General features: G+C 61.3%; 16 protein-coding genes and 2 pseudogenes. 9 read left to right on the top strand and 9 right to left on the bottom strand.

The features are described from left to right. Window positions 1–2: 2 nt before the first annotated feature. From GQ59_RS05815 to GQ59_RS05800, 4 genes are all read left to right on the top strand, one after another. The gene (locus GQ59_RS05815; protein ID WP_037078700.1) at window positions 3–830 is read left to right on the top strand and encodes an ABC transporter ATP-binding protein; all 828 of its coding nucleotides are present in this window, start codon (window positions 3–5) and stop codon (window positions 828–830) included. Then, window positions 827–1,570: an ABC transporter ATP-binding protein gene (locus GQ59_RS05810; protein ID WP_037078698.1), complete on the top strand. Its 744-nt coding sequence runs from the start codon at window positions 827–829 to the stop codon at window positions 1,568–1,570. The genes GQ59_RS05815 and GQ59_RS05810 overlap by 4 nt, the downstream gene beginning before the upstream one ends. A gap of 56 nt (window positions 1,571–1,626) precedes the next feature. Continuing rightward, window positions 1,627–3,135 carry a serine hydrolase domain-containing protein gene (locus GQ59_RS05805; RefSeq protein ID WP_037078696.1) on the top strand — a complete coding sequence of 503 codons (1,509 nt, stop codon included), beginning with the start codon at window positions 1,627–1,629 and terminating at the stop codon, window positions 3,133–3,135. Window positions 3,136–3,197: 62 nt separating this feature from the next. Next, window positions 3,198–4,082, top strand: coding sequence for a LysR family transcriptional regulator (locus GQ59_RS05800; RefSeq protein WP_037079169.1), 885 nt, complete (start codon window positions 3,198–3,200; stop codon window positions 4,080–4,082). A gap of 5 nt (window positions 4,083–4,087) precedes the next feature. Here GQ59_RS05800 and GQ59_RS05795 read toward each other — a convergent pair whose 3' ends face one another. The 9 genes and pseudogenes from GQ59_RS05795 to GQ59_RS05760 form a co-directional block, all read right to left on the bottom strand. After that, on the bottom strand, window positions 4,088–4,954 hold the full coding sequence (locus tag GQ59_RS05795) for a D-amino-acid transaminase (protein ID WP_037078694.1): 867 nt from the start codon (window positions 4,952–4,954) through the stop codon (window positions 4,088–4,090). A 20-nt stretch (window positions 4,955–4,974) separates the two neighbouring features. Further along, window positions 4,975–6,021 carry a DmpA family aminopeptidase gene (locus tag GQ59_RS05790; RefSeq protein ID WP_037078692.1) on the bottom strand — a complete coding sequence of 349 codons (1,047 nt, stop codon included), beginning with the start codon at window positions 6,019–6,021 and terminating at the stop codon, window positions 4,975–4,977. 176 nt (window positions 6,022–6,197) lie between these two features. Further along, window positions 6,198–7,355: a glutathionylspermidine synthase family protein gene (locus GQ59_RS05785; protein ID WP_037078690.1), complete on the bottom strand. Its 1,158-nt coding sequence runs from the start codon at window positions 7,353–7,355 to the stop codon at window positions 6,198–6,200. A 1-nt stretch (window position 7,356) separates the two neighbouring features. Then, window positions 7,357–7,956, bottom strand: coding sequence for a DUF1190 domain-containing protein (locus GQ59_RS05780; protein WP_037078688.1), 600 nt, complete (start codon window positions 7,954–7,956; stop codon window positions 7,357–7,359). An 11-nt stretch (window positions 7,957–7,967) separates the two neighbouring features. Then, on the bottom strand, window positions 7,968–8,369 hold the full coding sequence (locus GQ59_RS05775) for a DUF350 domain-containing protein (protein WP_037078686.1): 402 nt from the start codon (window positions 8,367–8,369) through the stop codon (window positions 7,968–7,970). Between the two features lie 106 nt (window positions 8,370–8,475). Then, window positions 8,476–9,052 (bottom strand): annotated as a pseudogene (locus GQ59_RS05770) (DUF2491 family protein); the annotation flags it as partial. Beyond that, window positions 9,049–9,398: pseudogene (locus GQ59_RS30960) on the bottom strand (transmembrane cation transporter); the annotation flags it as partial. The pseudogenes GQ59_RS05770 and GQ59_RS30960, both read right to left, overlap by 4 nt. 63 nt (window positions 9,399–9,461) lie before the next feature. After that, window positions 9,462–10,805, bottom strand: a complete 1,344-nt coding sequence (locus GQ59_RS05765) for a sensor histidine kinase (RefSeq protein WP_037078684.1) — start codon at window positions 10,803–10,805, stop codon at window positions 9,462–9,464. Then, window positions 10,805–11,509, bottom strand: coding sequence for a response regulator (locus GQ59_RS05760; protein WP_244447910.1), 705 nt, complete (start codon window positions 11,507–11,509; stop codon window positions 10,805–10,807). The genes GQ59_RS05765 and GQ59_RS05760 overlap by 1 nt, the downstream gene beginning before the upstream one ends. 216 nt (window positions 11,510–11,725) lie before the next feature. On the opposite strand from GQ59_RS05760, the gene GQ59_RS05755 reads away from it, so the two are divergent. From GQ59_RS05755 to GQ59_RS05735, 5 genes are all read left to right on the top strand, one after another. Beyond that, the gene (locus tag GQ59_RS05755; protein ID WP_244447909.1) at window positions 11,726–12,031 is read left to right on the top strand and encodes a hypothetical protein; all 306 of its coding nucleotides are present in this window, start codon (window positions 11,726–11,728) and stop codon (window positions 12,029–12,031) included. Between the two features lie 74 nt (window positions 12,032–12,105). Further along, window positions 12,106–13,023, top strand: a complete 918-nt coding sequence (locus tag GQ59_RS05750) for a sterol desaturase family protein (protein WP_084683056.1) — start codon at window positions 12,106–12,108, stop codon at window positions 13,021–13,023. Then, window positions 13,020–13,283 (top strand): cysteine rich repeat-containing protein, encoded by a 264-nt coding sequence (locus tag GQ59_RS05745; protein WP_037078680.1) that lies wholly within the window; start codon window positions 13,020–13,022, stop codon window positions 13,281–13,283. Before GQ59_RS05750 ends, GQ59_RS05745 begins: the two co-directional genes overlap by 4 nt. Window positions 13,284–13,308: 25 nt before the next feature. After that, the gene (locus tag GQ59_RS05740; RefSeq protein WP_037078678.1) at window positions 13,309–13,971 is read left to right on the top strand and encodes an SH3 domain-containing protein; all 663 of its coding nucleotides are present in this window, start codon (window positions 13,309–13,311) and stop codon (window positions 13,969–13,971) included. Between the two features lie 47 nt (window positions 13,972–14,018). Further along, window positions 14,019–14,342, top strand: a complete 324-nt coding sequence (locus tag GQ59_RS05735; protein WP_152564243.1) for a hypothetical protein — start codon at window positions 14,019–14,021, stop codon at window positions 14,340–14,342. The last annotated feature ends 177 nt before the right edge of the window (window positions 14,343–14,519 follow it).

The raw sequence follows: 14,519 nt of genomic DNA, 5'->3' as shown, positions 1-14,519 counted from the left end.
GGGTGCTGGTCGAAATCAACAATCTCAAGATCGGTTTTCAGTCGCGTACCGGCTTGCATCAGGCGGTCAAGGGCGTCTCGATGACGCTCGGCACGGAAAAGCTCGGCATCGTTGGCGAAAGCGGTTCGGGCAAGAGCCTCACCGCCCGCGCCCTGATGAAGCTGCTGCCTAGGCAGACGGTCATCGAAGCCGACAGGCTCGCCTTCGACGGGATCGACATCCTGGCTGCCTCTGAAAAGCAGATGCGCTCGATCCGCGGCAAGCGCGCCGGCTTCATTCTGCAGGACCCGAAATACTCACTCAACCCGGTCAAGACGATCGGCAGCCAGGTCGCCGAATCCTGGCACACCCACAAGGGTGGCAGCAGGCGCCAGTCGCTGGAAGCTGCAATCATGCTGCTGGAACAGGTGAAGATCCGCGATCCGAGAAAGGTCGCGGCCTCCTATCCGCACGAGGTTTCGGGCGGCATGGGCCAGCGCGTCATGATCGCAATGATGCTGGCACCCGATCCGGAATTGTTGATCGCCGACGAACCGACCAGCGCGCTCGATGCGACCGTGCAGGCCGAAATCCTGCGCCTGATCGAGGAACTGGTGTCGGAACGCGGCATGGGTCTTCTGCTGATCAGCCATGATCTTCCGCTGGTCTCGCATTTCTGCGACCGCGTCGCCGTCATGTATGCCGGCCATGTGGTGGAGGAGCTGAAGGCGTCCGAACTTCTCTCCGCCCAGCATCCTTATACGCGCGGGCTTCTGAACTGTATGCCCTCGCTGATCCACCCCAAGGAGCGCCTGCCTGTGCTGACTCGTGATCCGGAGTGGCTGAAATGACGATCGAGATCGACAATCTGCGCATCAGTTTCGGTGACCGCGAAGTCGTCAAAGGCGTGTCCTTCAATGTCGCAAAGGGCGCCAGTTTCGGCATCGTCGGCGAAAGCGGCTCGGGCAAGTCCACCGTGCTGCGCGCCATGGCCGGGCTCAACAACGAATGGTCGGGCCGCATCGCCTTTTCCGGTGAAGACGCTCCGCTGCATCGCCCGCCGGCCTTCTTCCGCAAGGTGCAGATGGTCTTCCAGGACCCCTATGGTTCGCTGCACCCGCGCCAGACGATTGACCGCATCCTGTCGGAACTGCCGCTCGTACATGGCATGAACAAGATCGACGATCGCATCGCCAAGGTCCTGTCGGCGGTTGCCCTGCCTATCAGCGCGCGATTCCGCTATCCGCATCAGCTGTCCGGCGGCCAGCGCCAGCGCGTGGCGATTGCCCGCGCATTGATCGCCGAGCCGGAAGTGCTGCTGCTCGACGAGCCAACTTCGGCGCTCGACGTGTCGGTGCAAGCGGAAATCCTCAACCTTCTCGCCGATCTTCGGGCCGAGCGAAACCTCACCTATGTGATGGTCAGCCACAATCTCAGCGTCATCGCGCATCTTTGCACCGAAGTCGGCGTGATGATCGACGGCAACATGGTGGAAGAGGTGACCACCGAGGATCTGAGACTTGGCAATGTCAATCATGCTCATACCCGCGAATTGCGCAGCCTGAGCGTGGAGCTCGAAGAACCGGCCTGACCTTTAGAAGGGTCTGGCCACCCGGTCCGGTTCAAGAGCAGTCAGTGGAGAAGAGAATGTCGATCACGGCCTATTGGGAGGCGGCACAGGAAGCAGCCGGGAAGTGCGCTGGCGGTTGGGGCGCTGACCAGCCTGGAGGCGCCGTGATCGGCTTCGATGCCAATGGCATCCGCTTTGCGGAAGTCGGCGGCGTCGAAAGTCTCTCCACAATGGCCCCGTTCTCGGCCGAGACGGTGGTGCGTTATGCCTCCGTAACCAAGCATGCCTTCTGCGCCATGATATTGTCGCATCCGGAAGCAATCTCCCTCGACGACACGCTCGGCCAGCATCTGCCCGAATTGCAGGAACCGCTGGCAGGCGTTACGATCGGCCGCGCCCTCGACATGAGCGGCGGCCTGCCCGATACGCGCGAATGCCTGTCGCTGCTCGGCCTGTCAGTCTATACCGAAACCAAGGCCGGCCCCCTGATGGAGTTTCTCGCGCGCCAGACGCGCCTGAACTATGAGGCTGGTACGGAGATTTCCTATTCCAATACCGGCTACCGCCTCGTTGAGACCGCGCTCGAGCGCAAGGGATTGTTCTTCCGCGATTTCATCCGCAAGGCGGGTGCCGATTCCGGCGCGATCCTCGATGCCCCTGAGGTCTGGAACGACGCCGTCGACGGCCTCGTGCCCGGCTACTGGCGTGACGGAGACAAGTGGCAGTTGTCCGCCGCCGGCCTGCATATCTCCGCCTCCGGCAGCATGACCGGCAGCGCAATGAGCCTTGCCAACTGGCTGCGCCTTCTGCTTCGTGGCGATGCGCCCTTTGCCGGCATGCTCGACCGCCTCGCCGCACCGCGTGCGCTGAAGGATGGCCGTGAAAGTGGTTATGGCCTCGGCCTGCGCCACACGCTTCTCGGCGGCCGGAGGTTTACCGGCCATGGCGGCTCGCATCCGGGCTACAAGTCCTATTTCCTCCTCGACCACGAAAGCAAAAGCGGCTTCGTCATCGTCTCCAACCGCGAAGACACGAACGGCAACAAGATTGCCCAGGAAGCCATGGCAGCTCTCTTGGGCCTTGCCCTGCCCGTCCCTTCCCCCACGCTCGCAGACGGCATCTATGTCTCAGAAACCGGTCCCTTCTGGGCCGAGGTCAAGGGCTCGACCGTCACCTGGCTCGATTCCGACGATATAGTTTACCAGGATGACGGCGAGTTCGTATCGTCGTTTTCGGACTCGTCGCCGATGCGCCTGAAGATGGAAGGATCCGCCATCGTTGGCGAGATCGGCCATACCGCGCGCCGCCTGCTGCCATCAGCCGATAGCGGTGTGCCGGCCTCGCTCTCTGGACGCTGGTTTTCCGAAGAAGGGGCTTTCTTCGAGATTACCGGCGATGTCGTCGTGATGGGCGTTGGGCCGGTGCGTCATCGCATGCCGCTCATGGCGCTGGGCAGCGGCCGTTTTCTCTTCACGCTGAAGGATGGGCCGTGGACGAAGCGTGTCTGCCTTCACCTCCTGTCCGAAAATCGCCTCGAACTCGTCTTAGCTCGTGCGAGAATGATCGAGTATAGACGCGCCGGCTGATTGCATTTTTCCATCATTCAGACCAATGGAGAACCGCGGTCGGTTTCCAGTTGGAGCTTATGGTGGAAGTCAAATGGCTTGAAGATTTCCTGGCGTTGGCCCAGACGCTAAACTTTACCAAGGCGGCGGAAGAGCGCCACGTCACCCAATCCGCCTTCAGCCGAAGGATCCGGCAGCTGGAAGCCTGGGTCGGAACCAGCCTGATCGATCGCGCCACCTATCCGTCGCGTCTGACCGATGCCGGCGAACGCTTCGTGCCGATCGCCGAACAGACCCTGCAAAGCCTCTATCAGGCCCGCCGAAATCTGCAGCACGAAGAGGGTAGTGACGCGCGCACGGTCACCGTAACGGCGCTGCATACTTTGTCCTTCACCTTCTTCCCGAACTGGCTGAACGAGCTCAACGCGAAGCTCGGACCAATCGTTACGCATATGCGGCCCGATTCCGGCAGCATGGAGGAGAACCTGAACTCGCTCGTCGACGGCGATTCAGATTTCCTGCTAACCTACCAGAACCAGCATGTGCCGATGCTGCTCGATCCGCAGTTCGAACATCATCAGCTGGGCGCAGAAACGATCATCGCAGTTAGCGCCCCCGACGCCTATGGACAGCACCAACACCATATCGAGCCGGGTTTCGCACATGTCAGCTATCAAAAAATCTCGTTCTTCGGTCAGCTCGTCGCCGGCGCAATGAGGGACCGGCTGCCGGTGGAAAACCGTGTCCATGTCGGAAGCATGTCGGTCGGCCTGAAGGGCATGGTCATGGCGGGCTGGGGGCTTGCCTGGATACCGGAAAGCCTGATTACCGCGGAACTTGCCGATGGCCGGCTCGTCAGGGCGGCTGGGCCTGACTGGGATATCGATGTTGAGATCCGGCTTTATCGTTCAAAAGAAAACCGGCGGCCGATCGTCAAACGCATCTGGGACGTTCTGGCCGCTGGCTGATTTCATCAAACCGCGGTGCGGCGGGCGTTGTCCATGTATAGCGTGCGCAAGCGCTTGAACATCGGACCAGCCTTGCCATCGCTGACCGGCTTGCCGTCGATCGAGGTGACAGGCACGATGAAGTTCGAGGCGCTGGTCAGGCAGGCTTCACGCGCAGCCATGGCTTCCTCAACCGAGAACGGGCGCTCTTCGATCGTCAGGCCCTGTTCGCGTGCGAGATCGAGCAATGCAAGGCGAGTGCAGCCCGGGAGCGTGGCATTGCCGTTGCCGCGGGTGATTATCTTGTCGTCATGGGTGATGATATAGGCCGTCGACGACGCGCCCTCCGTGATGAACCCGTCCTCGACCATCCAGGCCTCGTCACAGCCTTCGGCCTTGGCTATACGCTTGGCGAGAACCTGCGGCAGAAGGCAGACGGTCTTGATGTCGCGGCGTTCCCAACGCTGGTCCGGCACGATCTTGACCTTCAAGCCCTTTTCGACGGCGGCCACATGTTCCAGCGTCTTTGCCTGGGTAAAGAGCAGCAGGGTCGGCTCGAGATCGTCCGAATAGAGGAAATTGCGATCTTCGGCACCGCGCGTATATTGCAGATAGATCACGCCTTCGGTCAGCTTGTTTTCCAGGACCAGACGCTTTTCGATTGAAACGATATCATCGGTCGAAATCGGCAATGTGCCGCCGATCTCCCGCACGCTACGCTCCAGGCGCGCCATGTGCAGCGGGCTGTCGATCAGCTTTCCGTCGAGAACGGCAGTCACCTCGTAAATCCCGTCGCCGAACAGAAAACCACGATCGAAGATCGAGATATGCGCCTCGTTTTCGGGCAGGAAGGCACCGTTGAGATAGACGGTGCGGGGCATTGCGGCAGGCATGGGAACTCCAGTCTAGAAAATCAGCGGCGCTTGAGAGCGTCGAGGGAAATGGCGTGAATGGTCGAAGGCTTGCCGGTCCCGGCATTGAAGCCGTGCGTGGTCGTCGCCATCGTCATCGAATTGAGAATGGCCTCTTCGCTTGCCTCGATGACGGCTTCGAAGAGCGGCGAGACGACATCGTTGGAAAGAACCGGATAATGGGCGACCGTCTTGCGATGCTTGGGCGTGCGGCGCACCTCTTCAGCCGTCGAGAAGGCGAGCGCATAATCCCCGGACCCGTTGCTGAGGGCGGCACCAGTGCGCGCCAGGCCGCCAAAGCAGCGTTCCGCAAGACGCTGGAGATTTCGGGAGCAGAGCGGCGCATCGGTCGCGACGATCATGACGATCGAACCGTCCTTGTCATGGCCTTCCGCCTCGTAAGGCTGGCCGGCAACGGTCAGCTTGCCACCATAATTCGACTGGACGAGAACACCGACCGTATAGGAGATACCGGCGACAACTACGATGCGCGAACTGGTGCCGATGCCCCCCTTCAGTCCGAAGGCGACCGTGCCGGTGCCCGCGCCGATCGCGCCTTCCTCGACCGGACCGGCCTTGGCGGCAGAAAGTGCTTCCAACATTTGATCGACGCTCGGACGTGCCGCGCGGATATCGTTGAGCCGGGAATCGTTAGTCTCGCCGACGACGGCATTCAGCGAAACGACCCACTCATTGCCAGCCTGCGCCAGCGTGTGACGGTTGATGGCTTCGATGGCACGGCCGACACCCAGCGTATTGGTGAGCAGGATCGGCGTCTCGATCTCGCCAAGCTCGGCGATCTGGGTCGAGCCCGCGAACTTGCCGAAGCCATTAAAGACGGCCAGCGCCGCCGGCACCTTTTCCTGAAACAGATTGCCGGCATGCGGCAGGATAGCAGTCGCGCCCGTGCGGATCCGATCGCCTTCGACGCAGGTGAAATGGCCGATGGAGACACCGGCAACGTCGGTGATCGCGTTCAGTTCGCCGATCGGGTAATGGCCAACAGAGATGCCAAGCGAGCGCAAACGGGCACGATTTTCGTAAGTCATTGAACGAACTCTGAGATCGAAGTTGCCCGCACGATACTTCGATCTCAGAGCGACGGACACGATAAAAATGGAATAGTTTCATGCCGGCTTTGCAAGAGCCGCCGCGGTGATCGTCGCGGTCTGCAGCGTCCAGGTGGAGGATATCGAAGAGCCAATGAACGAGGTCCCACCTCGGCCTAACCAATGATGACATGCGGCACGAAGCGCGAGAGGTTGGCAGTGATCCCGGAACGGTCCTCGCGGATTCCAAGGCCGCAGGCGCGGTCGCCCACGACCCAGCTACCCAGCACGGCAAAGCCGCCCTCGCTCTCGAAAAGCGGGCTGTATGCCTGGACTACGAAACCTTCGCCGCCGTAATCGCCAGGCGCCGAAATCAGCTCCTGTCCAGCCCGGAAGATCGTTACGTTCTCACCTTCACGCGACAACAATGGCTTGCGCACATAATCACTCAGGGTCGAAGCTGCCGGATCGTCAGCAAAAAAGCTCGGGAGCAGATTGGGATGATTGGGATAGCGCTGCCAGAGCAAAGGTAGCAGACCCTTGTTGGAGAGAACGGCTTTCCACGCCGGCTCAATGAAGACATCTCCCGAGCGCAGGAGTTCGCGACCGAAGGGCTCCCGAAGCATGAACTCCCATGGATAAAGCTTGAAGCAACGGTGGATCACCCGATCCTGAAGATCGGTATAGCGGCCCTGCGCGTCGATGCCGATCTCACGGACCTCCAGAAGCTCGACAAGATGACCGGCCTGCACTGCGCAGTCCATAAGATAGACCGTCGTACCCCTGTCCTCCTCATTGTCGGTTATGGCCGCAAAGTGGAAAATCGGGCCTTTTGGAAATTGCCCGAGAGCTTCGACGAGGCTTTCCTGAAGAGAGTTAAACTGGTCAGCATCGACAGGCAGCACGCCAAGCGCCATTTGATCCGTCAGCCAGTTGAACTGGAAAAAGGCCGCTTGGAATACCCCAGTAGGCGTGTCGGCATTGTATTCGAGAAGCTTCGCCGGTCCTTTACCGTCGTATGCAAGGTCGAATCGGCCATAAAGGTGCCGATCCCCACGCTGCCAGGATCGTTGCACCGCATCGCGCAAATCCTCCGGAATGACCAACCTGTTTAAGGTTTCCTCGCTCCTCACGATATCATCGACCAGGTCAATGCACATATCGTGCAGTTCCTGGCTCGGCTCCTCGACCTGCGTCTCAATTTCTTCAAGCGTGAACGTGTAAGCGGCATCGTCCAGCCAGTAGGGCTCGCCATACATTTCGTGAAAGCCGAAGCCGACGGCTCGCGCCTTGTTAACCCAATCCGGGCGTGGAGGAACGGTGATGCGCTTCATCTCAACCGCCGAAACTGAAGAAGGAGCGCCCTCCGAAACCTTGCCTGGCAACGGTGCGAGTATTGACATTGACTGGCTTCGTGCTCTGGCGCGGCGGGGCGATCGCGGTATCATTGCGGCTGCCACCTGTCCCGACCGTCGTCACGGTCTGGCCCGACCGATTGCGGTAAATCGGCGTTGAGCCGGAATAGTAACCGTTTTCCTCCTGTCGTCGCCGATAGTTGTAATAGTCACCAATATTGTTGATTGCCGACGATAGGACATAGCCGGTCAGGAACGGCACGAAATAGCTGCCGTTTCCGCCGGTCGAACCGGGAACGCTGTTCGCAGGCTGTTCAAGGCACTGGCCTGCACCGAATTCGGTCTCGCATGCAGCTCTGCCATCAAAACGCGGAGCGTTGGCGAGGTGAGCCCGCATCGCGTCCTGGTAGCCTGCCTGGCAAACCTGACGATCCATGCCCGACGATGCGCACTGATCGACGGACGTGAACATTACGTCCGACGAAGGATCATCGCCGCAACCAGATAGAACCATCGTCGAGGCAGCGATGGTGCCGAGGGCAAGAATAGGCGTCTTGCGCCCCTTCAATCGTCTCTGCATGTTACCCTCCCTCAATAAGTCATGCACGCGGCATTGAGAATGCCGATGACGAGCGCGATGCCGCCGCCCCAAAGGCCGGCGGCAATCTCGTTGGAGGATATTTTTTCATGCAAATCCTTCATGGTGAGGTTTGCAATGTAAAAGGCAAGAATTTGCGCCAGAATGCCAATCACGACCCAGATGATATAGTCGACAACGCTGACGGAATGGGCCACGGCCGAAGCAAGGGGCAAGCTGAAGCCGATCAGGGCGCCGAGAAAAGCTGTCACTGCGGCCAGATTGCCGGCGCGGATCAATTCGACCTCCTTTTGCGGCGTCAGATGCGTGTAGATCACCGAAAAGACACCGTAGGCGGCGAGACCAATGACAAAGTATCCCAAGAAGGCGGGCAGTCCCGCCACATAATCAAGCATTGAAAAAACCTCCTTAATTATCGATTTTTCCGTCAAACACGGGAGACTCGGCCGGGCCGATGCCGTAGCCGATCAGGAATTCCACCGAGCTACCGGTTTGGTTCTAAGCCTGATCGACATCGCGCTCGACATCGATCAGCTGCATTTCGCGCGCCGAGTCGACTGGGCGGTATACAGCATACAGGTTTGGTGGATAGACCGTTGTGTCTCGCCGTCATCGACCTTTTCCACGACCTGCATCAGTTCGGCGCGTTCCGGGTCACCCCGAAGCGTTGATAGATGACGCCATCCGCATCAAAGGATGGCTCTCCGATCAGACCGTTCGGCCCGGTCCACCGGCACCATTCGCCCGCACCGGCGGGTACAACGCTGTCCCACGGTTGATAGAAGCTGACGTCTTCGACTGCATTCCCCGGCCTGCCCGAAGAAGACATCACCTGAATCATCGGGTGTTCATCGTCATGATAGCGCGACAGGACCGTCGATGCCTCAAGTCGCGCTTCACCATAGTCGGCGATGATAAAAGGACCGCTCTGCGGCAGCGGCAGGGCCAGTGTCCCGCCCAAAGTATCGGCTTCACGCGAGAGGAAGTCGATCTTCAGTGCTCCGCCAATGCCGGCGCCGAGGGGACCGAGTTCTTCAGGCAGGCGCCTATCCTTGTTCCCGCCAAACCAGCCGATCATGCCACGTCCCCCAGCCGATCCCAAGCGATGGCGGCGGGATTAAGCCGCATTCCGGGGATGTAGTAAAGTGTCCCGCCGCGGCCAAGCATGGCACCATCGCGGCAATTGAGATCGGTATTGCCTTCGCTCAGCATGCCGACCAGCGTGACATTGTATCGATGCTTGAAGTTCATGAACACGTCTCCGTAACGCTGTGGCGCCTTCAAGGCGGGGTACTCGGCAGCGAGAAAGCCGTATCGCTGGAGGCGACCGAAAGCGGCCGCGCGGTGATTTCAGAAGAACCTGGCTCGCGGGCGGCCCGCGACAGCAGCTTTTCGGCCAGAGAGCTCACGGCCTCAACGCGCGGCGGATCGCAGTTCAGAGAGCGGAGCCAATCCAACCATCCCCACGCCGATCCTGTAGGGTGACCTCATCGGCTGCCAAATAGATGGAGCCGGACGCTCAGCCTCGCGCCCCCGCCTGGTGCATCGCCGATTTCCAACGTGCCCCCATGGGCTTCCAATAGATTGCGGGCGACGGCGAGGCCAAGACCGGCCCCGCCGGTCTTGCGGGCACGGGAGGGTTCCAGACGCACGAAGGGCTCCGTCAGGAACTCGCGCCAATCGGCTGGAATGCCCGGGCCGTCGTCATCGATCGTCACCCGCAACCACTCGGTTTCGATCGCAAGCGCCAGATGCGCCGCACCGCCGTATTTGAGCGCGTTGTCGATCAGGTTTGCGAATACCCGCCGCAGTGCCAGACGATCGCCAATTACCAATGCCGTCTCGGGCGGGAGGGCTGCCAAGGTGATATGCGCGCCCGCGGCCCGGCGGTCCATGACCTCCGCCTCCAAAAGCGGCATGAGGTCGAGGAGTTCCTCGTCCAGAGCTCCGACACCAGCGCGGCCGGCCATTAGCGCATTGTCGAGAAGCTCGATCATATCGTCTATGTCGGCTGCGGCCTTTTCCCGTTCCGTTTCGTTCGGGATGTGCTCGGCGCGAAGCCTCAGTCGGGTCGCGAACGTGCGCACGTCATGCTGGATGCCGCCGATCAGCGCCAACCTGGCGCGGACGATCGCATGCAGGCGCGTCTGCAGCCGGTCGAAGGCCTTGAGCAGCGCCTGGGTTTCGGGCGCCGCCCCTTTCAGCTTCGGCAGCGCGACCGGATCGCCGACCGGGTCGATCCGATCCACGATGGCCGCCAGCCGGGTCAGCGGACGGATTTCGCGATGGAGAACGATCAGCGCCGCAACGCCGAACAACGTCCCGATCAGCCCGGCGCCGAGCCCCGCCGGCAGGCCGAACCAGGAGACCACGAACGGCGTGCGGGTTTCCATCACCAGTACCTGATCCGGCACAAGTCGGATCCGGAACTGGACAGGATTAAGCACTCCCTGGAAGAGGCGCGGCCGCTGGAATCTGCGCTGCGGAACCAGAAGGCGGATCGACAACAGGTCGTCGCCCAGTACCTCCTTGTAAATCCGATATTCCGGATCGTCCCAGAGATCGGAGGCTTTTTCCGGGCCAAGATCCATTCCCACAACACGCAGATCAAGGATGGGCGAGCTCACAGCGCCGATCAGCGCCGGCCAGCGGGTGGAAGGTTCCGTTTTCAGCAGCGAGACAATCGCGGCAATCTGGCCAGGCGGCGGGTTGGACGCGGTGCGGCTAAGACCGTTGGCAAGATAGTAGAACGAAATCAGCACGATCCACAGCGCGAGGAAACCCGCTCCTCCGATTGCGACGAACCGCCTGGAAAGGCTTAGGCGAAACATCACGTCACCTGCCGCACCGGCACCGTCAGCAAATAGCCGCCGTTGCGCACCGTGCTGATCAGGTTGCTGCCTGGGCTTACCGCTTCCAGTTTCTTGCGCAGCCGCGACACGAGTATGTCGACTGTGCGGTCGAAGGAATCGGCAGCGCGGCCATGGGTCCAGTCGAGAATCTGGTCGCGGGAGAGAACCCGGCGCGGTCTCAGCACGAAACAGGAGAGGAGTTCGAATTCTCCGCTCGTCAGCGAAACGACGCCGTCGGGCACGGTCTCCAGCTGACGTGCATCGAGATCGGCGATGAAGCGATCGAAGGCGTAACGCCGGCTCGGCGGCTGGAATACCTGCGGCGCAGCACGGCGTAACAGTGCCCGCACCCGCGCCAAAAGTTCGCGCGGGCCGAACGGCTTGACGAGATAATCGTCGGCGCCGAGTTCGAGGCCGACGACCCGGTCGGTCTCGTCGCTTTTCGCCGTCAGCATCAGGATCGGCAACGGCCGCGTTGCGCGGATGCGCCGGCAGATGGAAAGTCCGTCCTCGCCGGGCATCATCAGGTCGAGAATCATCAGGTCCGGCTCACGCCGCCGAAGCACCTCGTCCATGGCGCGCGCATCCTCGGCCGTTTCGATGGCAAAACCTTCGCGCGACAGCAGGCCGCCGACGAGCTGCCTTATGTCGGCATCGTCATCGACGATCAGAATGGTGGGCATGGATTGGTCCATGGCGCGACCATGAACAAGCGATCTGCCGAAATCAAGCGTCGGCAAGCCGTTGATACAAAACGCTACAAATCGGCGACAAAGACCTACAAGTCGAAACCGGCGCGACATAACCAGCATACATGGAGCCGCCATCCTCTGCTCACGTCGACGAACGATCCCCTGCTTTCGTTGACGCGACGATCCCATCGAAACGAGGATGAAACGATGACCAAGACACTGACGGCCGGCCTGCTTGCCGGCACTTTTGCTCTGCTTTCGGTCGGTCAGGCGAATGCCTGGACCCGCGACGGCTCGATCAGCGGTCCGCGCGGCACGGCATCCGTCCATGCGAATGGCGGCTGCACCGGCGGCTCGTGCTCCCGCAGCATCAACCGCACGGGGCCGGACGGATACAGCATGTCGCGCAGCGGCTCTGTGTCCTGTGACGGTGGTTATTGCAACGGCTCCCGGACCACGACGGGCCCCCGCGGCAATACGGTTACCCGCTCAGGCAGCTTTCATCGCTACTGATCTGATGCGCGGCGCCCGGCGGCTTCTCACCCCCAGCACGAGCCGCCGGGCAATCCTTTTCACGAGGCCTTCCTATGCTCCAGAGTTCCGTCGAACCATCGCTGCGTGTCGGTTTCCTCATCGTCGCGGTCTCCTTCATGCTGCTCGAATACCTGATCGGCAGGCTGGCGCGGCACGACACCCATGACCTCAAAGAATCGGCCGCGTCCTTCGGCGTCGCGGTGATCCATGGTCTGGTGCGTCCCCTCGAAGCCGCCCTCGTCGCTGTGCCCTTCATGTTCGCCTACCGGCACCATCTGTTCGACATAGACATCACAACCGCGGCCGGGTTGTTGATGCTCTTCGTCGCGGTGGATTTCATCTATTATTGGCATCACCGTGCCTCCCATCACATCCGTTGGCTCTGGGCGACGCATGCGGTGCATCACTCGCCGACCAGGCTCAACCTGACGGCGGCGATCCGGCTCGGCTGGACGGGCAATATTTCCGGCCATTTCCTGTTCTTCGTGCCGCTTGCTTGGGCAGGCTTCCATCCGTTTGCCATTGTCGCCATGCTCGGCCTCAACCTCGCCTATCAGTTCTTCATCCATACCGAGCTTTCGCCGCGTCTCGGCCCCCTCGAATGGGTGCTGAACACGCCTGCGCACCATCGGGTGCATCACGCCTCCAATGCCGGCTGCCTTGACAAGAACTTTGGCGGTATCCTGATCGTCTTCGACCGGTTGTTCGACACTTTCGCCGAGGTGCCGAAGACCGAGCCCTTGCGCTACGGCCTGCGCGGTCGCCCGGCCTCGCTCAATCCGGGCCGGATCGCGCTTGGCGAGTGGGCCATCCTCTGGCGGGATTTCGGCCGTGCAGCCGGCCCGGCCGCCAAGCTCCGGGTACTGTTCGGACCAGTCAGCCCCACGCTGCGGCCAATCGAAAGACCTGCGAATGACGGTCTTCCGACACACGATACCACCACCACGAGAACCGAAGGACTATCGCCATGATCCGCCAACTCCTCATAGCCTCAAGCCTGCTCGCCCTTTTCCTCGCAGCGCTCGCCGGAACGGCCTCGGCCCAGATGCAGGCTTCGCCCGAAATGCGGCAGCAGGCGATCAAGGTCGCCCGCGCCTGCCGCACCGACCTGAAAACTTATTGCGACGGCGTCGAGCGCGGTGATGGTCGCATCGCCGCCTGCCTCAGGGACAATGCGCAAAAACTCTCCTCGTCCTGCCGCACGGCGCTGAGCGACGTGATGCAACACTGAATTCTACCATCGAAAGGACAGTCCGATGTTCAGGAAACCGCTTCTCACGCTCGCGATGCTCGCCGGCATGACGTCCGTCGCAGCCGCCGCTACCGCAGCGATCGCCACCGGCAACGTCAATCTGAGGGCCGGCCCCTCGACTGCCTATCCGGTCGTCACCGTCGTGCCGGCCGGCGCCCGCATCACCACCTATGGCTGCCTCGATGGCTACAGCTGGTGCGACATCGGGCACGGCGTCACACGCGGCTGGGTTTCGGCGAACTATATCCAGGTGGTTTATCGCGGCGCGCCCGTGGTGCTGACGCCGACACTCGGCCCGCGCATCGGCATCGTCCTCGTCGGCTACAATCGCGCCTATTGGGATCGCTACTACGTGCGCTACCCGTGGTACTCGACCTGGCGCTATTACCCGCCGGTTGTCGCGCCGCGCGTCAATTCCTTCGACCGGACGGTGGAATGCGCAAATGGCGCCTGCACCGCGACCCGCTCGACGACCGGCATCTATGGCGGTACGGCCACCCATAACCGCAGTTGCGCCGACGGGCAATGCACCGCGACCCGCGAAGTCGTCGGCCCCCGCGGCAACGTGGCGTCGAGGGAGCGTAATTGCAGCCGGGCGGATCAGTCGTGCTCCGTTACCCGCACCGGCCCGCGTGGTAACAGCCACACCCGCTTCTTCGAGCGGTGACGCGGATGGGAGAGGCCATGCTATTCCCACGTGCCGCGAGCCGCGGAATGCCGCGTCTCGCTGCCCTCCTTCTGTTTGCGGCAGCCGGGACATTCTCATCTCCGGCGGCCGCAGACGACTTCGAGGATGAACCGTTGGACGAGTTCTGCCTTCCGCGGGACGGCGGACAGCAGATCTGCATAGCGTTTTTCCTGGACGACGACGGCTATGAACTCTGCCTAATGGATGAGAAAGACCGGATTGCCCGGTGCATGCGCTCCTGGCGCCTCATACCGGACCAGAAGCCCGATGGCGATCCGCTTCGCACAGCCAATCAGCCTTTACAGCGGGAGAGCATCCGCTTGTCTGAGGACGGCGACCGCTTGCCATAGCCAGTCGTTGCTGCCACTTCATTCGGCCACCAGCCTTGATCATCGCCAAGTGCCGATTTGGTGACGGACAATCTCTGCATCCGAGCGAGCGAACGTTCCATGGCAACAGTTCATCGTTGATGGCATGATCGGCAATGCAATTAAGTAGCTGACGGATACAGGCTTCCGGCTCAAGAC

This window comes from Neorhizobium vignae, assembly GCF_000732195.1.
In the GTDB taxonomy this organism is placed as follows: domain Bacteria; phylum Pseudomonadota; class Alphaproteobacteria; order Rhizobiales; family Rhizobiaceae; genus Neorhizobium; species Neorhizobium vignae.
Note: the sequence above shows the minus strand (reverse complement) of the source record. Positions and strands in the feature narration are given on the sequence as shown.